The organism is Paraburkholderia sp. J76 (assembly GCF_905220295.1).
Taxonomy (GTDB): domain Bacteria; phylum Pseudomonadota; class Gammaproteobacteria; order Burkholderiales; family Burkholderiaceae; genus Paraburkholderia.
This window is the reverse complement of record NZ_CAJMZJ010000016.1, coordinates 139,492-160,874: the sequence shown is the minus strand read 5'-3', so window position 1 is coordinate 160,874 and position 21,383 is coordinate 139,492. Positions and strand designations below refer to the sequence as shown.

General features: G+C 63.2%; 21 protein-coding genes. 3 read left to right on the top strand and 18 right to left on the bottom strand.

Annotation, left to right across the window (positions count from 1 at the left end):
- Positions 1-21: 21 nt before the first annotated feature.
- Both U5768_RS26710 and U5768_RS26705 read left to right on the top strand, forming a co-directional pair.
- A complete protein-coding gene (locus U5768_RS26710; RefSeq protein ID WP_322033372.1) occupies positions 22-1,152 on the top strand; it encodes a phosphotransferase in 1,131 nt (376 codons plus the stop codon).
- A 76-nt stretch (positions 1,153-1,228) separates the two neighbouring features.
- Positions 1,229-2,488 (top strand): acyl-CoA dehydrogenase, encoded by a 1,260-nt coding sequence (locus U5768_RS26705; protein ID WP_322033371.1) that lies wholly within the window; start codon positions 1,229-1,231, stop codon positions 2,486-2,488.
- 56 nt (positions 2,489-2,544) lie between these two features.
- On the opposite strand, the gene U5768_RS26700 is transcribed toward U5768_RS26705, so the two are convergent.
- Positions 2,545-3,105, bottom strand: coding sequence for a hypothetical protein (locus U5768_RS26700; RefSeq protein WP_322033370.1), 561 nt, complete (start codon positions 3,103-3,105; stop codon positions 2,545-2,547).
- 187 nt (positions 3,106-3,292) lie between these two features.
- On the opposite strand from U5768_RS26700, the gene U5768_RS26695 reads away from it, so the two are divergent.
- Positions 3,293-3,994 (top strand): glutathione binding-like protein, encoded by a 702-nt coding sequence (locus tag U5768_RS26695; RefSeq protein WP_322033369.1) that lies wholly within the window; start codon positions 3,293-3,295, stop codon positions 3,992-3,994.
- A gap of 86 nt (positions 3,995-4,080) precedes the next feature.
- Here the strand turns inward: U5768_RS26695 and U5768_RS26690 are convergent, their stop codons facing one another.
- From U5768_RS26690 to nuoE, 17 genes are all read right to left on the bottom strand, one after another.
- Positions 4,081-4,563 carry a MaoC family dehydratase gene (locus U5768_RS26690; protein WP_322033368.1) on the bottom strand — a complete coding sequence of 161 codons (483 nt, stop codon included), beginning with the start codon at positions 4,561-4,563 and terminating at the stop codon, positions 4,081-4,083.
- Entirely contained in the window at positions 4,560-5,018 is a 459-nt protein-coding gene (locus tag U5768_RS26685) for a MaoC family dehydratase (protein WP_322033367.1), read from the bottom strand. The genes U5768_RS26690 and U5768_RS26685 overlap by 4 nt, the downstream gene beginning before the upstream one ends.
- 49 nt (positions 5,019-5,067) lie before the next feature.
- On the bottom strand, positions 5,068-6,195 hold the full coding sequence (locus tag U5768_RS26680) for an acyl-CoA dehydrogenase (RefSeq protein WP_322033366.1): 1,128 nt from the start codon (positions 6,193-6,195) through the stop codon (positions 5,068-5,070).
- A gap of 11 nt (positions 6,196-6,206) precedes the next feature.
- Positions 6,207-7,415: an acyl-CoA dehydrogenase family protein gene (locus U5768_RS26675; protein ID WP_322033365.1), complete on the bottom strand. Its 1,209-nt coding sequence runs from the start codon at positions 7,413-7,415 to the stop codon at positions 6,207-6,209.
- Between the two features lie 67 nt (positions 7,416-7,482).
- On the bottom strand, positions 7,483-7,917 hold the full coding sequence (locus U5768_RS26670; RefSeq protein ID WP_322033364.1) for a DUF1178 family protein: 435 nt from the start codon (positions 7,915-7,917) through the stop codon (positions 7,483-7,485).
- Between the two features lie 223 nt (positions 7,918-8,140).
- Positions 8,141-8,731: an NUDIX hydrolase gene (locus tag U5768_RS26665; protein ID WP_322033363.1), complete on the bottom strand. Its 591-nt coding sequence runs from the start codon at positions 8,729-8,731 to the stop codon at positions 8,141-8,143.
- 125 nt (positions 8,732-8,856) lie between these two features.
- A complete protein-coding gene (locus U5768_RS26660; protein WP_322033362.1) occupies positions 8,857-9,159 on the bottom strand; it encodes a DUF2818 family protein in 303 nt (100 codons plus the stop codon).
- Positions 9,159-10,631 (bottom strand): NADH-quinone oxidoreductase subunit NuoN, encoded by a 1,473-nt coding sequence (nuoN, locus tag U5768_RS26655; RefSeq protein ID WP_322033361.1) that lies wholly within the window; start codon positions 10,629-10,631, stop codon positions 9,159-9,161. The genes U5768_RS26660 and nuoN overlap by 1 nt, the downstream gene beginning before the upstream one ends.
- Positions 10,632-10,655: 24 nt before the next feature.
- Positions 10,656-12,155 (bottom strand): NADH-quinone oxidoreductase subunit M, encoded by a 1,500-nt coding sequence (locus tag U5768_RS26650; protein ID WP_322033360.1) that lies wholly within the window; start codon positions 12,153-12,155, stop codon positions 10,656-10,658.
- 23 nt (positions 12,156-12,178) lie between these two features.
- Positions 12,179-14,230 (bottom strand): NADH-quinone oxidoreductase subunit L, encoded by a 2,052-nt coding sequence (nuoL, locus tag U5768_RS26645; RefSeq protein WP_322033359.1) that lies wholly within the window; start codon positions 14,228-14,230, stop codon positions 12,179-12,181.
- An 11-nt stretch (positions 14,231-14,241) separates the two neighbouring features.
- Complete coding sequence (gene nuoK / locus U5768_RS26640; RefSeq protein WP_006052894.1) at positions 14,242-14,547, bottom strand: NADH-quinone oxidoreductase subunit NuoK; 306 nt, start codon at positions 14,545-14,547, stop codon at positions 14,242-14,244.
- Positions 14,548-14,564: 17 nt separating this feature from the next.
- A complete protein-coding gene (locus tag U5768_RS26635; RefSeq protein ID WP_322033358.1) occupies positions 14,565-15,254 on the bottom strand; it encodes an NADH-quinone oxidoreductase subunit J in 690 nt (229 codons plus the stop codon).
- Between the two features lie 175 nt (positions 15,255-15,429).
- Entirely contained in the window at positions 15,430-15,918 is a 489-nt protein-coding gene (gene nuoI / locus U5768_RS26630; RefSeq protein ID WP_069265275.1) for an NADH-quinone oxidoreductase subunit NuoI, read from the bottom strand.
- A gap of 15 nt (positions 15,919-15,933) precedes the next feature.
- Complete coding sequence (gene nuoH / locus U5768_RS26625) at positions 15,934-16,998, bottom strand: NADH-quinone oxidoreductase subunit NuoH (protein WP_233880948.1); 1,065 nt, start codon at positions 16,996-16,998, stop codon at positions 15,934-15,936.
- Positions 16,999-19,332, bottom strand: coding sequence for an NADH-quinone oxidoreductase subunit NuoG (nuoG, locus tag U5768_RS26620; protein WP_322033357.1), 2,334 nt, complete (start codon positions 19,330-19,332; stop codon positions 16,999-17,001).
- Positions 19,333-19,444: 112 nt separating this feature from the next.
- Positions 19,445-20,773, bottom strand: a complete 1,329-nt coding sequence (gene nuoF, locus U5768_RS26615; RefSeq protein ID WP_322033356.1) for an NADH-quinone oxidoreductase subunit NuoF — start codon at positions 20,771-20,773, stop codon at positions 19,445-19,447.
- Positions 20,770-21,255, bottom strand: coding sequence for an NADH-quinone oxidoreductase subunit NuoE (gene nuoE, locus U5768_RS26610; RefSeq protein WP_322033355.1), 486 nt, complete (start codon positions 21,253-21,255; stop codon positions 20,770-20,772). The genes nuoF and nuoE overlap by 4 nt, the downstream gene beginning before the upstream one ends.
- Positions 21,256-21,383 lie beyond the last annotated feature (128 nt).

Genomic DNA, 21,383 nt, shown 5'->3' with positions numbered 1-21,383 from the left:
AGCATCAGCAGGGAGACAGCGATGGCGCAAGCCACCCCCGATGGAGACACGCAAAAAAACGCGCAAGATCACGCGCAAGCGCGCACCGACTACTCGGCGTTCGAAGGCACGCGCCCGGTTGCCGAGCGCCAGCGCTTCGACACCGACGCGCTGACCGCCTGGCTGACCTCGCACGTAGAGGGCTTCAAAGGACCGCTCACGATCGAGCAGTTCGCCGGCGGCCAATCGAATCCGACGTTCAAGCTCGTCACGCCGAGCCGCACTTACGTCATGCGCGCGAAGCCGGGACCGAAGGCGAAGCTGCTGCCCTCGGCGCATGCGATCGAACGCGAATACCGCGTGATGGATGCGCTCGCGAGAACCGCCGTTCCAGTCGCGAAGATGCTCGCGCTCTGCGACGACGAAGCGGTGATCGGCCGCGCGTTCTACGTGATGGCGTTCGTCGAGGGCCGCGTGCTCTGGGACCAGTCGCTGCCCGGCATGACGCGCGAGGAACGCGGCGCGATATACGACGAAATGAACCGCGTGATTGCGGCGCTCCACAACGTGAAGCCCGACGCCGTGGGCCTCGCCGATTACGGCAAGCCCGGCAATTATTTCGCACGCCAGATCGATCGCTGGAGCCGCCAGTATCAGGCATCGGAAACAGAGCGCATCGAGGCGATGCATCAGCTCATCGAATGGCTGCCGAAGCACACGCCGGACGATGCGGGTTCGCGCGTATCGGTCGTGCATGGCGACTACCGCCTCGACAACCTGATCTTTCACCCGAGCGAGCCGCGCGTGCTGGCCGTGCTCGACTGGGAACTCTCCACACTAGGCGACCCGCTCGCCGACTTCTCGTATCACTGCATGGCCTGGCACGTCGATCCCGCGCAGTTCCGCGGCATTGCCGGGCTCGACTGGGAGGCGCTCGGCATTCCCGACGAAGCCCAGTACGTCGCGCGCTACTGCGAGCGCACCGGCCTCGAAATTCGCGGCGACTGGAACTTCTATCTTGCGTACAACATGTTCCGGATCGCGGCGATCCTGCAAGGCATCATGAAACGCGTGGTGGACGGCACGGCCGCGAGCGCGCAGGCAATCGACGCGGGCCGCCGCGCGAAGCCGATGGCCGAACTCGCCTGGCGCTACGCGCAGAAAGTGCGCTGAAGGTCCGCGAGAGCGCGTTCGCCAAACGACTTATTTTCCATTGTCATTGTCACTGCATCGCATTGCGAGGTTACCGATGAATTTCGATTACTCCCCGAAAGTGCAGGCGCTGCGCGAGAAGCTGCTCGCGTTTTTCGACGAACACATTTACCCGAACGAGGCGATCTTTCACGAGGAAGTCGAGCGCAATCGTGCGAACGGCAATCCGTGGGTGCCCACGCAAATCGTCGAACAGTTGAAGGAAAAGGCGCGCGAGGCGGGACTATGGAACCTGTTCCTGCCCGCGTCGGAACGCGGCGCGGGCCTCACGAACCTCGAATACGCGCCGCTGTGCGAAATCATGGGCCGCGTGCATTGGGCGCCCGAAGTGTTCAACTGCAGCGCGCCCGACACCGGCAACATGGAGACGATCGAGCGCTACGGCAGCGAATCGCACAAGCAGCAATGGCTCGCGCCTCTGCTGGCAGGCCAGATCCGTTCGGCGTTCCTGATGACCGAGCCCGACGTGGCCTCGTCGGACGCGACGAACATCCAGACGCGCATCGAGCGCGACGGCGACGACTACGTGATCAACGGCACGAAATGGTGGTCGTCGGGCGCGGGCGACCCGCGCTGCGCGATCTACATCCTGATGGGCAAGACCGATCCCGATGCGCCCCGCCATGCGCAGCAGTCGATGATCCTCGTACCCTCGGATGCGGCCGGCATCACCGTGCGCCGCCCGCTCACGGTGTTCGGCTACGACGACGCGCCGCACGGTCACATGGAAATCACGCTCGATAACGTGCGCGTGCCCGCCTCGAACATCCTGCTCGGCGAAGGCCGCGGCTTTGAGATTGCGCAAGGACGCCTCGGGCCGGGCCGCATCCATCACTGCATGCGCCTGATCGGCCTCGCAGAGCGCGCGCTGGAGTTCATGGCGAAGCGCGCCCTCTCGCGCGTGGCGTTCGGCAAACCTGTCGCCCAGCAGACCGTCACGCAGGAGCGCATCGCCGAAGCACGCTGCATGATCGAACAGGCGCGCCTGCTCACGCTCAAGACCGCGTACATGATGGACACCGTCGGCAACAAGGGCGCGCGCGGCGAGATCGCCATGATCAAGGTGGTGGCGCCGAACATGGCTTGCCAGGTGATCGACTGGGCGATGCAGGTGCACGGCGCGGCGGGCGTGAGCGGCGACTTTCCGCTGGCGTATTCGTACGCCTCGGCGCGCACGCTGCGCTTCGCGGACGGCCCCGACGAAGTGCACCGCAACGCCATCGCCAAGCTCGAACTCTCGCGCTATATGGACGCGGGTGCGGCTTCGCGCGTGGAAATGCCAGTTACGCGGTCGTAAGTGCGTGCAGGCCAGCCTGTGCATCGGGCGGCATTCGCCTCGCCCGATGCCGCTGGTCATTGCTGCGCGGCGAGCGCTTTCGCAATCATCGCGAGCGTGCGGCGCCTGATCCAGCCGCTCGATGCGCGAATCGCGAACCAGTAGGGCGTCATCATCGCTTTCACGCTCCACGACGGGCAATGCACGAACGTTTCGGTGACCAGACGCGCGTCGCCCTTTGCCGGCACCTCGACGCGAAATCGCAAAACCAGCCTGGCAGCATCAGAGGGGCCGGACGTCAAAAATTCCTCGACGTCAGCGACGGCCAACAGGCCGAGATCAGGGCGCCAAAAGCGGCCCAGGAGGCCCAGCGACAGTTCACATTCGTCCCGATGAAGCAACGTGAACGTCCCGAAACCGAAGGAATCGTGCGTCGTTCCGCGCATTCGCGTTGCCAGGCGACGCGGCCACTCGCGCACACGCAGAAGTCTGTCGATGACGGGATCGGCGCGCATGTCCAGACTCGCGACCGCGTCGATAATACGTTCCGGCGAAGCTCGCAAGACCGGCCCTTCATGCCGCTCGTAAAATGTATAGCCGGGCAGAAAACGTGTGGAAGGTGAGGTTTTGCCGGCCATCGTTCATCCCGTGCGAATCGCTTCGTTGTTCAATGCGCACCATGATGCCAGCCGCCGGGCCGGTGATCCCATACCGCAATTGAGGTCACTCGACCAGCGTCAGCAGCGCGCAACGAACTATGCTACCTTGCGCCAGATCCGGCGCGGCCACACAACGCGCCCTCTTCCACGGTGCCAAGGAGCCACGATGATCGACGTCTATAGCTGGGCCACGCCGAACGGTCACAAAGTCCATATTATGCTCGAGGAAACCGGCCTCGAATACCGGGTGCATCCGGTCGATATCGGTGCGGGCGACCAGTTCAAGGCCGACTTCCTCGCCATCAGCCCGAACAACAAGATTCCCGCCATTACCGACTCCGAAGGCCCGCGCCGCGCCGACGGCCAGCCGTTTTCGCTCTTCGAATCGGGCGCGATCCTGATTTATCTCGCCGCGAAAACCGGCCGCTTCATGCCCGAAGACCTCGCCGCGCGCTACGACGTGCTGCAATGGGTGATGTTCCAGATGGGCGGCCTTGGCCCCATGCTCGGCCAGGCGCACCACTTCCGCATCTATGCACCCGAGAAAATCGACTACGCGGTCAATCGCTACACGAACGAAGCGAAGCGTCTCTACAACGTGATGGAAACGCAACTGGAAAAAACCGAATACCTGGCCGGCGACGAGTACACCATCGCGGATATCGCCGCTTTCCCGTGGACGCGCTCCTGGCAGAACCAGGGTATCGATCTCGATTCGCTGCCCAACGTCAAGCGCTGGCACGAAAACATCGCCGCGCGGCCGGCGGTCAAGCGCGGCGTCGAAGTGCTGGCGAATGCGCGCAAGCCGCTGATGGACGAAAAGGCGAAGGAAATGCTGTTCGGCGCGACACAATACGCCCGGCGCTGATTGCGCCGACTGCTGATTCCCTCGCCAAACCACAGGGGCGCCCGCCTTGCAGCGGAGCGCCCCTTTTCGTTGAGCACGCAACGACCTCAGAAATAGTGCCGCGTGATGAACTCGGCCACGCAAGCGGGCCGCGCGTTGGCCTCACCCGTGCCCTCGCGCTCGATGGTCACGTCCCACACGACCTGCACGCCGCCGCCCTCCAGGTCGCTCACATCTTTCACCGCGATGCGCGCACGCACCTTCGCGCCCACGGGCACCGGTTGCGTGAAGCGCACACGGTTGAGCCCATAGTTCACGCCCATGCGCTGGCGCATCTGCAGCGTTGCCCCAAGCAGCACAGGAATGAGCGACAGCGTGAGAAAGCCGTGCGCGATCGGGCCGCCGAACGGCGACTCGCGGCGCGCACGTTCGGCGTCGAGGTGAATCCACTGGTGATCGCCCGTGGCATCAGCGAAACCGTGCACATCCGCTTCGCTCACTTCGCGCCAGCCGCTCACGAGCGGCCCGGCGCCGATCAGCGCGCGCAACGCCGCGGCGTCTGCAATCTGCGTGATGTCGCTCTCGCTCACGATGCGCTCCCTGGATGGCGAAGGCCGAAGAGCGCCTTCGAACGCACGATTACGAGCAGTTCGCCGTGCTGGTCATGGCCTTCCCACCGCGTTTCGACGATGCCGCGATCGGGCTTGCTCGCCGAAACGCGCTTGCTCACGATCGTGTTCGTCATCGTGAGCGAATCGCCCACGCGCGTGGGCTTGAACCAGCGAATCTCGTCGACGCCGGGCGAGCCCATCGAGGTCGAGTCCTTCAGGAAGTTGCGCACGAGCATGCCCATCATGACCGAGCACGTATGCCAGCCGCTCGCGACAAGCCCGCCGAACATCGACGCCTCGCCGGCGGCCTCGCTCATGTGAAACGGCTGCGGATCGAACTGCTCCGCGAAATGCACCACCTCGTCGCGCCCGAACGTGTGGGAACCGATCGTATAGCGCCTGCCCACTTCGAGATCTTCGTAACTCACGCCCATCCGTACTCTCCGCCGATGTTGGCCTGTTGTCGTTCGCCTGCGCCCCGAGTCACGCTGCCTGCGCGAAACCGGGCAGCGAGGCGAAGCGTTCGAGATGATGATCGACATCGCCGAGCGTCGTTTCGATGATCGCAAGACGCTTGAACAGATGCGCAGCCGCCACTTCGTTGGTGACGCCCATGCCGCCGTGCAGTTGCACGGCCTGCTGGCCAATGAAACGCGCCGCCTGGCCGACCCGCACTTTCGCCGCCGAGATCGCGCGGCGCCGTTCATCGGCCGATTCACTACTGTAACGCGCGGCAGCGAGGTAAGTCAGCGAGCGGGCCTGCTCCGCGTGGATCAGCATCTCCGCCATGCGGTGCTGCAACGCCTGGAAGCGCGCGATCGGCACGCCAAACTGCTGACGGGTTTTCGTGTATTCGACGCTCGCGTGGTTGAGCGCGTCCATCGCGCCCACCGCTTCCGCGCATAGCAGGAACGTGGCGTAGTCGGCGATCTTTTCCCACGTCGCCGCGCCGGTGTGTGCCTCGCCGAGACGGCGCGCGTGGGCGTCCTTGAATGTCAGCGTCGCGGCGCGGTGTCCGTCGATCGTGCGGTAGTCGCTCACCTCGACGCCATTCGCATCGCGCGCGACGACGAAGAGCGCCACCTCGCCCGCGGTACGCGCCGGCACGATCCAGTAGTCGGCCTGGGCGCCGTGCTGCACGACCGATTTCGTACCGGTGAGCGCAAAGCCGTCGCCGGTTTCCTTCGCCTGCGTTTCGAGCGAGAACAGGTCGTAGCGCGACTGCGGTTCATGGAAAGCGGCGGCGAGCTTGATCTCGCCCGCGGCCACGCGTTCGAGCAGGGCCGCGTTTTCGGCATTGGCCGCGCCGCCCGCGAGCTTGAGCGCCTCGACGCCCACCGCGCTCGCCCAGTACGGCTCGACCACGAGCGAGCGGCCCAGCTCCTGCATGACGACGAGCATGTCGAACGGCGCGCCGTCGAAGCCGCCCTGTTCCGCCGGCACCGGCAGCGCGGTCAGGCCAAGTTCGACGAACGCATTCCAGTGCTGGTCCGATACGCCCGCAGGCGTCTTCACGATCGCCTGGCGCGCTTCGAAGCCGTAGTTCTTGTCGAGATAGCGACGCAGAGCGTCGGCAAGTTGCTGTTGTTCTTCGGTGAAATTGAAGTTCATGACGCCGCTCCTCAAATCCCCAGAATCATCTGCGAGATGATGTTCTTCTGAATTTCGTTCGATCCGCCGTAAATCGACGTCTTGCGATAGTTGAAGTAGTAAGCCGCGAGCGGCGCCGCATCGTCGTCGCCGCCTGCCGCGTGTTCGTGCTCGCCTTCGAGGAAGGCCGGATCGAACGGCGCCGCAAGCGGGCCGATCGCATCGACCATCAGTTCGGTCAGCGCCTGCTGGATTTCCGTGCCCTTGATCTTGAGCATCGACGCTTCGGGACCAGGGCCGCGTCCGTTGGACGCGCTCGCGATCACGCGCTCGGCGGTGACTTCGAGCGCCATCAGCTCGATTTCGACGGCCGCCACACGCGCCGCGAATACGGGATCTTCTAGCAGCGGCTTGCCGTGCTTCTTCTGCTTGAGCGCGACGCCCTTGAGGAACGCGAGTTCGCGATTCGACGCGCCCACGCGCGCAATGCCCGTGCGCTCGTGACCCAGCAGATACTTCGCGTAAGTCCAGCCGCGATTTTCCTCGCCCACGAGATTCTCGACCGGCACCTTCACGTCTTCGAAAAATACTTCGTTAACCTCATGATCTTCGTCGAGCGTGATGATCGGACGCACCGTGATTCCGGGCGTTTTCATGTCGATGAGGAGGAACGAGATGCCTTCCTGCTTCTTGGCGGCGGGATCGGTGCGCACGAGGCAGAACATCATGTCGGCGTGCTGGCCGAGGGTGGTCCACGTCTTCTGGCCGTTCACGACGTAGTGATCGCCTTCGCCGCTTTTGACAAGAACGGCGCGCGTGCGCAACGAAGCAAGGTCGGAACCCGAGCCCGGCTCGGAATAGCCCTGACACCACCAGTCCTCACCGGAAAGAATACGCGGGAGATAGCGGCGCTTTTGCGCCTCGTTGCCGTACTTCATCAGCACGGGCGCGACCATCGACACGCCGAACGGCAATACCGGCGGCGCGCCGATGCGGCCGCACTCGGCGTCCCAGATATGGCGTTGCGCTTCGGTCCAGCCGGGGCCGCCCCATTGCGCGGGCCACGCCGGCGCGGACCAGCCCTTCTTCCCTAGCAGCTTGTGCCAGGCGGCGATGTCGTCGCGCGAGAGGCGTTTGTGGTTGAGAACCTTGTCGCGCATCGCTTGAGGCAGATTGGCCTCGAGCCAGGCGCGGATTTCGGCGCGAAATGCGTCGTCGGCGGGGGTGTAGTCCAGATCCATGCGCTAAGTCTCCTGGCCGCGGCCGGTGCGGAGTGAACCCCGCGCCGCAGCGAAGACCCGCATGGCGTTATTGCAGCGGACCCTTCAGCGCGGCCGGAACCGGCAGCGGCATCACATCGATGCCTTCTTCGACGAGAGCTTGCGCATCTTCCGCGGAGGCCACTCCACGGATGTTGCGCGACGGCGCTTCGTTATAGTGAATGCGCCGCGCCTCCTCGGCGAAACGGTCGCCTACGTTCTCCGTCTTGTCGAGGACCTCGCGGATTACACGCATCGCATGCGCCTGCCATTTCGCCGCCTGCTCGTGCGAGAACGCTTTCGGCGTTTCGCTCGCGCCGGACAGGTTCAACCGGGGCGCGGACGGCAAGCGGCTCACGTGGGTGGCGCCGCACATCGGACATTCGACCAGCTTGCGGGACAGTTGCGATTCGAAATCGTCAACCGATGCGAACCAGCCTTCAAACCGATGGCCGTCTGGACACTGTAAATCGAGGACCTTCATGGGGAATCGAGGCTTGCGATGAGTTTAGCGCAAATCGTAAATTTGTGAACGACCGTTCGGAAAAATTCCCGCGGCCAGCCACCGGGATTTTCCCGGGGGTTCGATTGTAGCGCCGCTTGTTAGGGCACGCTGCAGGTACTTCGACGCGTAGAAGCGACAACGGCGGCCCGAGGGCCGCCGTCGATCGCGAGTTCACTGCGCCAGCCGGCGCGTTGTGTCCTTGTCAGCCCTGCTCCGGCTGCGCGAGGGGCCACGCACCCGACAGCGCTTTTTCGAGCCAGAAAGTCCCGATGATCGTCTTTACGTCGGTGATCTTGCCCGTGCGGACCCATTCGAGCAGTTCGGGAACTGTCGCGGTGAAGGTTTCGAGAAACTCGCCGTCGTCGAGTTGCGCCGCGCCCGCGGTCAGCCCGCGCGCGAGATAAATGTCGATGAACTCGGTCGAGTACGAAATCACGGGATGGATCTGCGCGAGATAAACGTACTCGCGCGCCGTATAGCCCGTTTCTTCCTTGAGTTCGCGGATCGCGCAGGAGAGCGCGCCCTCCTGCGGATCGAGCTTGCCGGCCGGGAATTCCGTCATCACACGCGAGAGCGGATAGCGGTACTGGCGCTCCATGAGCACGCGGCCGTCGTCGAACAGCGGAATCACCATCACCGCACCAGGATGCTGAACGAACTCGCGCGTGGCGTGCTTGCCGTCCGGCAACGCAACCGTGTCGCGCTTGAGAGTCAGGAAATTGCCCGCGTAGAGCGTCGTGCTTTCCACGCACGTCTCGGCGAGCGCCGGATCGTGTTGATGATGTTCAGCCATAGTCAGCCTCGTGGGTGCTCAAAATAAACGGGAAGCCGCGGGCGCGCCGCAAGAAGTGAACCGGCCCAAAAGCGGCCCGCACGGCGCGTGCCGACCGCAGGGCCCAGTACAGGACTACGCGCGCATTACGCCGGGCGGCGTTTGACGAGATATTGCCAGGTGAAGCCGGGAAACGCGAACACGACAAAAAGACTGAAGGTGATCGCGTAGAACTGCCAGCCCTGGTCGAAGCGGTTGCCGGCGCGCGCCTCCAGCAGGAAGCCGAACGCACCGACCACAAAATACAGCACGATCATTTCAGCGATGCGAATCCACGCACTCTTCTTCGGCGCGCGAAGCGGCACGACGCCGAACAATCGCTGGTTGAAGAACGGCAGGTTGGCGCCCGCGAGCGCCAACAGCACAATGAACCAGCCCGCTGCCGACATTAGAGCGGCAGCGTATGCGTAACGGCCTGCAGGCAGATCGACATCAGCGGACCCGGGATGATGCCCAGCACCAGCACCGCCACGCCGTTGAGCGTGAGCAGCGCGCGGTTGCATGCATGGCTTTCGATCGGTGCTTCGTCCTGCGGGGCGTCGAAGTACATCAGCTTGACGATGCGCAGGTAGTAGAACGCGCCGAACAGCGACGTGATCACGGCGAGCACGGCAAGCCACGTCAGGCCAGCGTTCATGGTCGCTTCGAGCACGGCGAGCTTCGCGTAGAAGCCGACCGTCGGCGGAATGCCCGCGAGCGAGAACATCATGAGCATCATGACGAACGCGAACACGGGGTTGCGCTGGTTGAGGCCCTTGAAGTCGTCGATCGTTTCCGCCTCGAAATCGCGGCGGGAGAGCAGCATGACGATGCCGAACGCGCCGAGCGTCGTGATCAGATAGACGATGCTGTAGAACATGGCCGAGCTGTATGCGCTGGCCGCGCCCGTCGCCTTGTTGTCCACGATGCCGGCGAGCAGGCCCAGCAGCACGAAGCCCATGTTCGAAATGGCCGAGTACGCGAGCATGCGCTTGACGTTGCGCTGCACGATACCCGTGATGTTGCCGACGATCATCGAAAGCGCCGCGAGGATGATCAGCATCTCCTGCCAGTCCACCGCCAGCGGCAGCAGGCCCATCACGAGGAAGCGCACCGCCCACGCGAATGCCGCGACCTTCGGGCCGCCGCCGGTGAGCAGCGTCATGGCCGTAGGCGCGCCCTGATAGACGTCGGGCACCCACATGTGGAACGGCACCGCGCCCATCTTGAAGGCCACGCCGGCGACGATGAACACCACGCCGAACAGCAGGACGATGTCGTTGATGTGGCCCGAAGCCACGGCCTTGAACACTTCGTTCAGCTCGAGCGAGCCGGTCGCGCCGTACAGCATCGAGATGCCATAGAGCAGGAAGCCCGAAGCGAGCGCGCCCAGCACGTAGTACTTCATGGCCGCTTCGTTCGACTGCGCCGCGTTACGACGCAGTGCGATGACCGCGTAGAGCGAGAGCGACATCAGCTCGAGGCCGAGGTACAGCGTGAGGAAGTTGTTGCCCGAGATCATCGTGATCTGGCCGAGCAGCGAGAACATGCCCAGCAGGAAGAACTCGCCCCGGAACATGTCGCGGTCTTCGAGGTACTTGCGCGAGTACACGATCGACACGGCGAAGCCGAGCGTGACCACCGACTTCATCGCGCTCGCGAACGGATCGACCACGAACATGCGCGTGAAGTAGTAGTACACGTGCGGATCGAACGCGTTCACCGCGAACCAGATACCGGCTATGACCGTGGTCAGCAGCGTGATGAAATAGGTTGTGCGACGGCCCGAAGGGCCGGTGAACGTGTCGTTGAGCCACGCGACGACGAGGCCGGTCATCACCAGCGCGTCGGGTAGCAGAGCGTTCAAAGGGGCGTTTGGCATGATCTTTTGTTCCTCCGCTCGGTATTACTGTGACAGCGGCAGTTTCGACACTGCGACGTGGGAGAGGAGGTTTTCCACGGAAACGTGCATCACATCGGTAAAGGGCTTCGGGTAGATGCCCATGAAAAGCGTAAACAGCGCGAGCACCGCAAGCATGAAGTATTCGCGACTGTTGATGTCCTTCAGCTCGCGAACGTGATCGTTCGCGATGGCGCCGAAGTACACCCGCTTGTACATCCACAACGTATAGGCCGCGCCCAGGATCAGCGTGAACGCCGCCCCGAAGGCGATCCAGAAGTTGTACTTCACGGCGGCCAGAATCACCATGAATTCGCCGACGAATCCAGAGGTGCCCGGCAGACCGCAGTTGGCCATGGCGAACAGCATGACCAGCGCCGCGAACTTCGGCATGGTGTTGACCACACCGCCGTAGTCCGCGATATCGCGTGTGTGCATACGGTCGTACAGCACGCCGATGCACAGGAACATGGCGCCCGAGACAAAACCGTGCGAGATCATCTGGATGATCCCGCCTTCCATCGCGAGCTGGCTCGACGGGCCGAACATAAAGAAGCCGAGCGTGACGAAGCCCATGTGGGCAATCGACGAGTACGCGACCAGCTTCTTCATGTCCGCCTGCACCATCGCCACAAGGCCGATGTAGATCACCGCGATCAGGGACAGCGTAATGATGACGGGCGCCAGGTAATGGCTCGCGTCCGGCGTGACCGGCAGCGAGAAACGCAGGAAACCGTATGCGCCGAGCTTGAGCATGATCGCGGCCAGCACGACGGAGCCGCCCGTGGGCGCTTCGACGTGCGCATCCGGCAACCACGTGTGGACCGGCCACATCGGCACCTTGACGGCGAACGCGAAGAAGAACGCGATGAACAGCAGGATTTGCGGCGTCATGGCGATCTTCGCGGCCTGCCACGAGGCGAGGTCGAAGGTCCCGGTAATGCGGTACAGGTACAGCAACGCGACCAGCATGAGCAACGAGCCGGCCAGCGTGTAGAGAAAGAATTTGAACGCCGCGTACACGCGGTTCGGTCCGCCCCACACGCCGATGATGATGTACATCGGAATGAGCGTGGCTTCGAAGAACACGTAGAACAACAGGCCGTCGGCGGCGCAGAAAACGCCGATCATGATGCCCGACAGGATGAGGAACGAGGCGTAGTACTGCGCGACGTTCTTCGTGATGACCTGCCAGCCCGCGATCACGACGATCACGGTGATGAGCGCCGTCAGCACGACGAACCACATCGCGATGCCGTCGACGCCCAGGTGATACGAAATATTGAACCGCTCGATCCAGACCGACTTCTCCTCGAACTGCAGCGAAGCCGTGGTCGTATCAAAGCCCGTAACGAGCGGAAGGGTGACGAGGAAACTAAGCACCGAACCGATGAGTGCGAGCCAGCGGTCCGCACTCGGGTTCCGACGGGAACCCACTACAAGAACGATGATGCCGAATACGATCGGCATCCAGATCGCAATACTGAGAACCGGAGTTGCGTGCATGCGTTTCCTCGCCTTATTTTGCCTTATTTGCCGCCGAGCGTTACAAAAAGGGTAAGGAGGCCAAGCATGCCAATGATCATGGCGAATGCGTAGTGGTAGATATAGCCGGATTGCAGGAAACGAATGACAGTTGCAAACCAGCCGATAAACTTGGCGCTCCCGTTCACGACGCCGTCGATCACGACGACATCGCCCTCCTTCCACAGACCGCGACCGATAGCGACTGCTCCGCGTGCGAAGACGATTTCGTTGATCTTGTCGAGGTAATACGCGTTTGCCAGCAGCTTGTAGACCGGCGAGAAAGTGCGCGACACGACGGCCGGCAGCTCCGGGCGCTTCATGTAGAAGAACCACGCCACCACCACACCCGCGAGCGCGAGCCACACCGGCAGACCCGAGAACGCATGCGCGCCCATCGCGGCCCAGCCCTGGAATTCCTTGCCCATTTCCACGAGCGCTTCGTGGTTCTCGCCAACGAAGATGACGTTCTGGAACGCCACGCCATGCGAGAAGAAGTCACCGAAGAGCAGCGGCTGGATCGCGATTGCACCGGCGATCACCGAGGGGATCGCGAGCAGAACGAGCGGCACCCAGATCACCCACGGCGACTCGTGCGGCACGTGCACGTGATGATCGTCGTGGCCATGGCCGTGATCCCCATGGCCGTGCGCGGCTTCGATCGCCATCGGCGATTCCGGGTGCTTCGGACCGCGGAAGCGCTCTTCACCGTGGAACACGAGGAAGTACATGCGGAACGAGTACAGCGCCGTGACGAACACGCTCGCCACCACCGCGAAGTACGCGAAGCCCGAGCCCGGCAGGTGCGAGAGCTTCACGGCGTCGATGATCGAGTCCTTCGAGTAGAAGCCCGAAAAGAACGGCGTGCCGATCAGCGCGAGCGAGCCGATGAGCGAGGTGATCCACGTGATGGGCATGTACTTGCGCAGGCCGCCCATATTGCGCATGTCCTGATCGTGGTGCATGCCGATGATGACCGAACCCGCGCCGAGGAACAGCAGCGCCTTGAAGAACGCGTGCGTCATCAGGTGGAAGATCGCGACCGGGTAAGCCGAGACGCCGAGCGCCACCGTCATGTAGCCGAGCTGCGAAAGCGTGGAGTAAGCCACCACACGCTTGATGTCGTTCTGCACGATGCCAAGGAAACCCATGAAAAGCGCGGTAATGGCGCCGATCACGACGATGAACGACAACGCGGCTTCCGAAAGCTCGAACAGCGGCGACATGCGCGCGACCATGAAGATACCGGCCGTCACCATGGTTGCCGCGTGAATCAGCGCCGAGATCGGCGTCGGGCCTTCCATCGAGTCCGGGAGCCAGACGTGCAGCGGGAACTGCGCCGACTTACCCATCGCGCCGATGAAGAGGCAGATACACGCAACGGTGAGCAGGTTCCACGAGGTACCCGGGAACGTCAGCGCGGCGATTTCATGACCCTTCGCGAAGATGTCGTTGTAGTTCAGCGAGCCGCCGTATGCGAGCAAGAGGCCAATGCCGAGCAGGAAGCCGAAGTCGCCCACGCGGTTCACGAGGAACGCCTTCATGTTCGCGTAGATGGCGCTTTCACGCTTGAAGTAGAAGCCGATCAGCAGGTACGAGACGAGACCCACCGCTTCCCAGCCGAAGAACAGTTGCAGGAAGTTGTTGCTCATCACGAGCATCAGCATCGAGAACGTGAAGAGCGCGATGTACGAGAAGAAGCGCTGGTAGCCCTCCTCTTCCGCCATGTAGCCGATCGTGTAGATATGCACCATCAGCGACACGAAGGTCACGACGACCATCATGAGCGCCGTCAACGAGTCGATGAGGAAGCCGACTTCGAACTTCAGGCCGCCGACCGACATCCATTCGTAGACGGTCGCGTTGAAGCTCGCACCGCCCATCACGTCGAACAACGTGATGCACGACAGCACGAACGCAATCGCGACGCCAAGAATGGTCACCGTATGCGCGCCCGCGCGCCCGACCGTTTTGCCGAACAAACCGGCAATGAGAGAACCGGCGAGAGGCGCCAGCGGGATCGCCAGCAATAAGGTTTCGTTGAGTGTTGTTGCCATAGCAGCCTGCCTTAGCCTTTGAGCTGATCGAGGTCCTCGACGTTGATCGTGTCGAGGCTGCGGAACAGAGTCACAAGAATAGCCAGACCAATCGCGGCTTCCGCTGCCGCAACAGTTAGCACGAAGAACACGAAAATCTGTCCGTGAACGTCACCGAGGTAATGCGAGAACGCGACGAAGTTCGTGTTCACCGCTAACAGCATCAGCTCAATCGCCATCAGGATGATGATGACGTTGCGCCGATTGAGAAAAATGCCAACGATCGAGATCGCAAAAAGGATCGCGCCGAGGACGAGGTAATGGGCCAGTGTCAGCATGGTTCGCTCCTTCGCGCTTAGCTCTTCGTTGCCGGTGCGGCCGGGGCAGCGCCGGCAGCCGGTGCGGCTTCGGCCTGCGCCGGTTCCGCCGGCTCCGGCACTTCCACGACGGCGGCCATCTTCACGAGGCGCACGCGGTCCTGGCGGCGCACGCTCACCTGCTTCGACACGTTCTGGCGCTTCGAGTCTTTCGGCTCGCGCACGGTCAGCGCGATGGCCGCGACGATCGCCACCAGCAGCACGAGGCCGGCCACTTCGAACGCGAAGATGTAGTCGGTGTAGATGATCTTGCCGATCAGGTGCGCGTTCGAGATCGCGGCGGCGGCGGCCGGCGTGGTGTCGGGCACCGGCGTGCTCGTCGCGCCGTAGCCGTGCCACAGGATCAGCGCGGTTTCGACCACGATGATCGCGCCCACGATGGTCGCCACGGGGATGAAGCGCTTGAAGTCGCGGCTCAGCACGTCGATGTTGATGTCCAGCATCATCACCACGAACAGGAACAGCACCATCACCGCGCCCACGTAGACGAGCACCAGCAGGATCGCGAGGAATTCGGCCTCGAGCAGCATCCAGATCGCGGCCGCGTTGAAAAACGCGAGCACGAGGAAGAGCGCAGACGCGACAGGATTGCGCGAAGTGATCACCTTCAGCCCTGACAGCGTGAGCAGCAGCGCGAAGATGTAGAACAGGACGGTCGTGAATTCCATGATTACTGGTTCATCGTTGAGGCCTTCGTGAAGCGGATTGCGCGGCGCAAACTGGCGGCCAGACCAGGGAGCGTCGCGCCGCGGCGGTCAGGCTGCGGTAAAGCGCGGGCGTTCGGCACACGCGTTCCCCACAGCCGGCCCGGACCGCGGGCCGATGCAGCGTCAAACTGAAAGATCAACGGTACGGTGCATCCGCTGCCTTGTTCGCCGCGATCTGCGCTTCATAGCGATCGCCGACGGCCAGCAGCATATCCTTCGTGAAATACAGATCGCCGCGCTTCTCGCCGTGATACTCGAGAATGTGCGTTTCGACGATCGAGTCGACCGGGCAGCTTTCTTCGCAGAAACCGCAGAAGATGCACTTGGTCAGGTCGATGTCGTAACGCGTCGTGCGGCGCGTGTTGTCCTCGCGCACTTCCGATTCGATCGTGATCGCGAGCGCGGGGCACACGGCCTCGCACAGCTTGCACGCGATGCAGCGCTCTTCGCCATTTTCATAGCGGCGCAGCGCATGCAGACCGCGAAAACGCGGGGAAATGGGCGTCTTTTCTTCCGGGAACTGCACCGTGAACTTGCGCTTGAAGGTGTAACGACCCGTCAGCGCGAGGCCCTTGAGCAGCTCGGTCAGGAAAAACGTCTTGAAGAAGTTTTGGATAGCGTTCATGGTTGTGTTCGCCCCTTATTTCCAGATGCTCAACGGCGACATGTACCAGAAGCCGACCACGATCAGCCACACGATGCACACCGGAATGAACACCTTCCAGCCGAGACGCATGATCTGGTCATAGCGATAGCGCGGGAACGTCGCGCGGGCCCAGATGAACACCGACAGCAGGCAGAAGACCTTCAGCACCAACCAGAACACGCCCGGGATGAAGTCGAGGAACCCGAACGGGGCGCTCCAGCCGCCGAGGAACAGCACCGAGGCGAGCGCCGAGATCACGATCATGTTGATGTACTCGGCGAGGAAGAACAGCGCGAACGCCATCCCCGAGTAATCGATCATGTGACCCGCAACGATTTCCGACTCCCCTTCCACCACGTCGAACGGATGGCGGTTCGTTTCGGCAATGCCCGAGATGAAGTAGACGACGAACATCGGCAGGAGCGGCAGCCAGTTCCACGAGAGGAACGTGATGCCCCAGTTGGCGAACATGCCGCGCATCTGGCCTTCGACGATCACCGAAAGGTTCAGGCTACCCGACACCATCAGCACGACGACGAGTGCGAAGCCCATCGAAATTTCGTACGACACCATTTGCGCCGCCGCGCGCATGGCGCCGAGGAACGCGTACTTCGAGTTCGAAGCCCAGCCCGCCAGAATCACACCGTAGACGCCGATCGACGAGATCGCCATCGCGTAGAGCAGACCCGCGTTGATGTCGCCGAGCACCGCGCCCGCCTGGAACGGAATCACCGCCCAGACCGCGAAGGCCGGCACCACCACCATGATCGGCGCGACCATGTAGATCCAGCGGCTTGCCTGCGCGGGCTGAATCACTTCCTTGAGGAGCAGCTTCAGCACGTCGGCGATCGGCTGCAACAGACCGGCGGGGCCCACGCGGTTCGGACCGAGACGCACGTGCATCCAGCCGATCAGCTTGCGCTCCCAGAGGATCAGGTACGCGACGCACAGCAGGATCACCACCGCGACGACGAGAATGCGCACCAGCGCCCAGACGGTGGGCCATGCCACGCCGAGCAACTGGCTGCCGCCTGCATTGATCGTATCGAACAAGCTCATTTACGCCTTCTCCACCAGCAGTTCACCGAACAGGCTGCCGAGTTGCGCCCCGGCCGGCGTCGCCGCCGACACGCGCACCACCGTCGGCGCAAGATTCGCATCGCGCGTTGCGGGCGCCGTTACCGACAGGTCGCCCTGGCGCACGCGCACGGCGTCGCCTTCCTTCAGGCCGAGCTGGTCGAAGTATGCGGCCGGCAGACCGATTGCGTTCGCGACGCGGGCAGCCATCGTGAGCTGCAGCGCTTCGCCGCGGCGCACGATTTGATCGGCGTGGTAAATCGGCACGTCGGCGATGCGTTCGAGGCGGCCTTGCGCGGCTTTCGCGAGGCTGCCGCGCGCAATCGCGGCGCCGGCCTTGTTCGACAGACGGCCTTCGAAGCTGCCGTCGCCGAGCGCCTTGCGGCGCACTTCTTCCGCCGTGTCGTATTCGAAGCCCCTGGCGCCCAGCAGCGTGCCGAGCACGCGCAGAACCTTCCATGCCGGACGCGTGTCGCCGAGCGGACGCACGACGCCGTTGAACGTCTGCGCCGTCCCTTCGGCGTTGATGAACGTGCCCGACGTTTCCGTGTACGGCGCGATGGGCAGCAGCACGTCCGCGTAGTCGAGGCCCGTCTTGTACGGCGAGAACACGGCGACCATTTCGGCCTGCGCAAGCGCGGCGCGCGCGGCGGCCGGGTTTGCCGTATCGAATTCCGGCTCGACGTTGAAGAGCAGATAGCCCTTGCGCGGCTGCTCGAACGCTTCGCGTGCGTTCAGGCCGTCGCGGCCCGGCAGTGCGCCGGCGATATGCGCGCCGACCGTGTTGGCCGCTTCAGTGAGGAAGCCGAGCGTCGCGCCCGTCGTTTCGGCGATGAACTGCGCGGCGGCGTGCAGGCGCGAGAATTCCGGATGCTGGACCGCGGCGTTGCCAAGCAGCACGTAGCGGCGCTCGCCGCTCACAAGCGATGCGGCGACCTGCTTCGCGGCATCGCTAGCCTGCGCGCCTGCGAAGCCTTCCGGCAACGCAACGCCCTTCGCGTCGGCAACCGCCGCTGCGATCGAGGCGAGTTCGTCGAGCCATGCCGAAGGCGCGGCGACGATGCGCTGTGCGTTCGGGATCAGCGAGCCGTCGGCCGTGGCATTGAGGAACGACACCTGTGCGCCGCCCTTCGCGGCCTGGCGCAGACGCGCGGCGAACAGCGCATGGTCGCGGCGCAGGAACGAGCCGATCACGAACGCCGAATCGGCGTACGAGAGTTCGGCGATCTTCGTGCCGAGCCACGGCGCGCCTTCGAGCGGCGCCGAGAAGTCGCTCTGGCGCAGGCGGAAGTCGACGTTCGGCGTGCCGATGGCGTCCGCGAACTGCTTCGCGAGATAGAGTTCTTCGAGCGTGCTGTGCGGACTCGCGAGCAGCGCGAGCTGGTTCTCGCCGTGTTCGTCGGCAATGCCCTTGATGCCCTTCACGACGTAGTCGAGCGCGGTCTGCCAGTCGGTCTCGATCCACTCGCCGCCCTGCTTGATCATCGGGCGCGTGAGACGGTCTTCGCTGTTCAGGCCTTCGTACGAGAAACGGTCCTTGTCCGAGATCCAGCATTCGTTGATGGATTCGTTCTCGAACGGCAGCACGCGCATCACGCGGTTGTTTTTCACCTGCACGACGAGGTTCGCACCCGTCGCGTCGTGCGGGCTCACCGACTTGCGGCGCGAGAGTTCCCACGTACGCGCCGAGAAGCGGAACGGCTTGCTCGTGAGCGCGCCGACCGGGCACAGGTCGATCATGTTGCCCGAGAGTTCCGAGTCGACCGTCTTGCCGACGAACGAAGTGATTTCCGAGTGCTCGCCGCGGCCGAGCATGCCCAGTTCCATCACGCCGGCGATTTCGTCGCCGAAGCGCACGCAGCGCGTGCAGTGGATGCAGCGCGACATCTCTTCCATCGAGATGAGCGGGCCGACGTTCTTGTGGAACACCACGCGCTTTTCTTCGCTGTAGCGCGACGCGGACTTGCCGTAACCCACGGCCAGATCCTGGAGCTGGCATTCGCCGCCCTGGTCGCAGATCGGGCAGTCGAGCGGGTGGTTGATCAGCAGGAATTCCATCACGGCTTGCTGACCCTGCACGGCCTTGTCCGACATGGTGCGCACGACCATGCCTTGCGACACCGGCGTCGCGCACGCGGGCACGGCCTTCGGCATCTTCTCGACATCGACGAGGCACATCCGGCAGTTGGCCGCGATGGAGAGCTTCTTGTGATAGCAGAAGTGCGGGATGTACGTGTCCACGCGCTGAGCAGCCTGGATCACCATGCTGCCCTCGGGCACCTGCACCTGCTTGCCGTCTATTTCAAGTTCAACCATGATGGTTAATCGTCCCTAACCTGTTACCGCTCAATTTCACAGCGGCATTCCCCGTTGCGTCGTGCTACGTGGCATTGTGCGCAACCCGGCACAACGCGCTGTCCTTCGCCCTTCAGGCGGCCACCGTTTCCGGTGCCGCGTGCGAGCCGGCATGACCGCCGACGAGACAACGCTTGTTGTGCACGTGATATTCGAATTCGTCCCAGTAATGCTTCAGCATGCCGCGCACCGGCATGGCCGCCGCGTCGCCGAGCGCGCAGATCGTACGGCCCATGATGTTGCCCGCCACCGAGTTCAAGAGGTCCAGGTCTTCCTGGCGGCCCTCGCCGTGCTCGATGCGGTTCACCACGCGGTACAGCCAGCCCGTGCCTTCGCGGCACGGCGTGCACTGGCCGCACGACTCTTCGTAATAGAAGTACGAAAGACGCAGCAGCGAGCGCACCATGCAGCGCGTTTCGTCCATGACGATGACCGCGCCCGAGCCGAGCATCGAGCCCTGCTTGGCGATGGAGTCATAGTCCATGTCCGTCTGCATCATCAGGTCGCCAGGAATGACCGGCGCCGACGAGCCGCCCGGAATCACGGCCTTCAGTTTCCTGCCGCCGCGCATGCCGCCGGCCAGTTCCATGAGCGTCGCGAACGGCGTGCCGAGCGGAATCTCATAGTTGCCCGGACGCTCCACGTCGCCCGAGATCGAGAAGATCTTCGTGCCGCCGTTGTTCGGCTTGCCGAGTTCCATGTAAGTCTGCGGACCCACGGTCAGCAGGAACGGCACCGCGGCGAAAGTCTCGGTGTTGTTGATCGTCGTGGGCTTGCCGTACACGCCGAAGCTCGCCGGGAAAGGCGGCTTGAAGCGCGGCTGGCCCTTCTTGCCTTCGAGCGACTCCAGCAGCGCGGTTTCTTCGCCGCAGATGTACGCGCCATAGCCATGGTGCGCGTGCAACTGGAACGAGAACTCCGAACCGAGAATGTTGTCGCCGAGATAGCCCGCCTGGCGCGCTTCTTCCAGCGCAGCCTCGAAGCGGCGATACACCTCGAAGATTTCGCCGTGGATGTAGTTGTAGCCCACGGTGATGCCCATCGCGTACGCGCCGATGGCCATGCCTTCGATCACGCTATGCGGATTCCAGCGCAGGATGTCGCGGTCCTTGAACGTACCCGGCTCGCCTTCGTCCGAGTTGCAGACGAGATACTTCTGCCCCGGGAACTGACGCGGCATGAAGCTCCACTTCAGGCCCGTCGGAAAGCCCGCGCCGCCGCGGCCGCGCAGACCGCTCGCCTTCACGTCGGCGATCACCTGCTCGGGCGGAATCTTTTCTTCGAGAATACGGCGCAACTGCTTGTAGCCGCCGCGCGCGACGTAGTCTTCGAGATGCCAGTTCTCGCCATTGAGGCCCGCGAGAATCAGCGGTTTGATGTGACGGTCGTGCAACGAAGTCATTTCGAAAGCTCCTCGAGCAGCTGGTCGATCTTCTCGCGGCTCATGAAGCTGCACATGCGGTGATTGTTCACGAGCATCACCGGCGCATCGCCGCACGCGCCCATGCACTCACCTTCTTTCAAGGTGAACTTGCCGTCGGGCGTGGTTTCGCCGAAGTCGATACCGAGCTTCTGCCTCAGGTATTCGGCGGCGCTTTCCGAGCCGCCTTCGGGTCCGAGCTGGCAGGGCAGATTCGTGCAGAGCGTGATCTTGTGCTTGCCGACCGGCTTCGTCTCGAACATCGTGTAGAACGTGGCGACTTCCTGCACCGCGACAGGCGGCATGCCAATGTACTCGGCCACGAACTGCATGATTTCGGGAGACAGCCAGCCGTGCTCTTCTTGAGCCACGGCCAAAGCCGCCATCACGGCGGACTGTCGCTGATCGGCGGGGTACTTCGTCAACGCGCGATCGATTTCTTTCAGGCCTTCAGCTGAGATCATTTTCAGACACGACTCTTTCAATTCCTACCGAACGAAAACCTGCCGCGCGTTTCATACACTCGCTGCGACAGACGTGGCGTTCCATGCTGCGCGCGCCCGGGACCGGACGCACCTTACTGCGCACCGCC

Coding starts and splice junctions, on each gene's coding strand:
- U5768_RS26695 (WP_322033369.1), top strand. CDS start 3,293: ATGATCGACGTCTATAGCTGGGCCACGCCGAACGGTCACAAAGTCCAT.
- U5768_RS26665 (WP_322033363.1), bottom strand. CDS start 8,731: ATGGCTGAACATCATCAACACGATCCGGCGCTCGCCGAGACGTGCGTG.
- U5768_RS26675 (WP_322033365.1), bottom strand. CDS start 7,415: ATGGATCTGGACTACACCCCCGCCGACGACGCATTTCGCGCCGAAATC.
- nuoL (WP_322033359.1), bottom strand. CDS start 14,230: ATGGCAACAACACTCAACGAAACCTTATTGCTGGCGATCCCGCTGGCG.
- U5768_RS26680 (WP_322033366.1), bottom strand. CDS start 6,195: ATGAACTTCAATTTCACCGAAGAACAACAGCAACTTGCCGACGCTCTG.
- U5768_RS26660 (WP_322033362.1), bottom strand. CDS start 9,159: ATGTCGGCAGCGGGCTGGTTCATTGTGCTGTTGGCGCTCGCGGGCGCC.
- U5768_RS26705 (WP_322033371.1), top strand. CDS start 1,229: ATGAATTTCGATTACTCCCCGAAAGTGCAGGCGCTGCGCGAGAAGCTG.
- U5768_RS26710 (WP_322033372.1), top strand. CDS start 22: ATGGCGCAAGCCACCCCCGATGGAGACACGCAAAAAAACGCGCAAGAT.
- nuoG (WP_322033357.1), bottom strand. CDS start 19,332: ATGGTTGAACTTGAAATAGACGGCAAGCAGGTGCAGGTGCCCGAGGGC.
- nuoE (WP_322033355.1), bottom strand. CDS start 21,255: ATGATCTCAGCTGAAGGCCTGAAAGAAATCGATCGCGCGTTGACGAAG.
- nuoI (WP_069265275.1), bottom strand. CDS start 15,918: ATGAACGCTATCCAAAACTTCTTCAAGACGTTTTTCCTGACCGAGCTG.
- nuoF (WP_322033356.1), bottom strand. CDS start 20,773: ATGACTTCGTTGCACGACCGTCACATCAAACCGCTGATTCTCGCGGGC.
- U5768_RS26670 (WP_322033364.1), bottom strand. CDS start 7,917: ATGAAGGTCCTCGATTTACAGTGTCCAGACGGCCATCGGTTTGAAGGC.
- nuoH (WP_233880948.1), bottom strand. CDS start 16,998: ATGAGCTTGTTCGATACGATCAATGCAGGCGGCAGCCAGTTGCTCGGC.
- U5768_RS26685 (WP_322033367.1), bottom strand. CDS start 5,018: ATGGGCGTGAGTTACGAAGATCTCGAAGTGGGCAGGCGCTATACGATC.
- nuoK (WP_006052894.1), bottom strand. CDS start 14,547: ATGCTGACACTGGCCCATTACCTCGTCCTCGGCGCGATCCTTTTTGCG.
- U5768_RS26635 (WP_322033358.1), bottom strand. CDS start 15,254: ATGGAATTCACGACCGTCCTGTTCTACATCTTCGCGCTGCTGCTCACG.
- U5768_RS26650 (WP_322033360.1), bottom strand. CDS start 12,155: ATGCACGCAACTCCGGTTCTCAGTATTGCGATCTGGATGCCGATCGTA.
- U5768_RS26700 (WP_322033370.1), bottom strand. CDS start 3,105: ATGGCCGGCAAAACCTCACCTTCCACACGTTTTCTGCCCGGCTATACA.
- nuoN (WP_322033361.1), bottom strand. CDS start 10,631: ATGCCAAACGCCCCTTTGAACGCTCTGCTACCCGACGCGCTGGTGATG.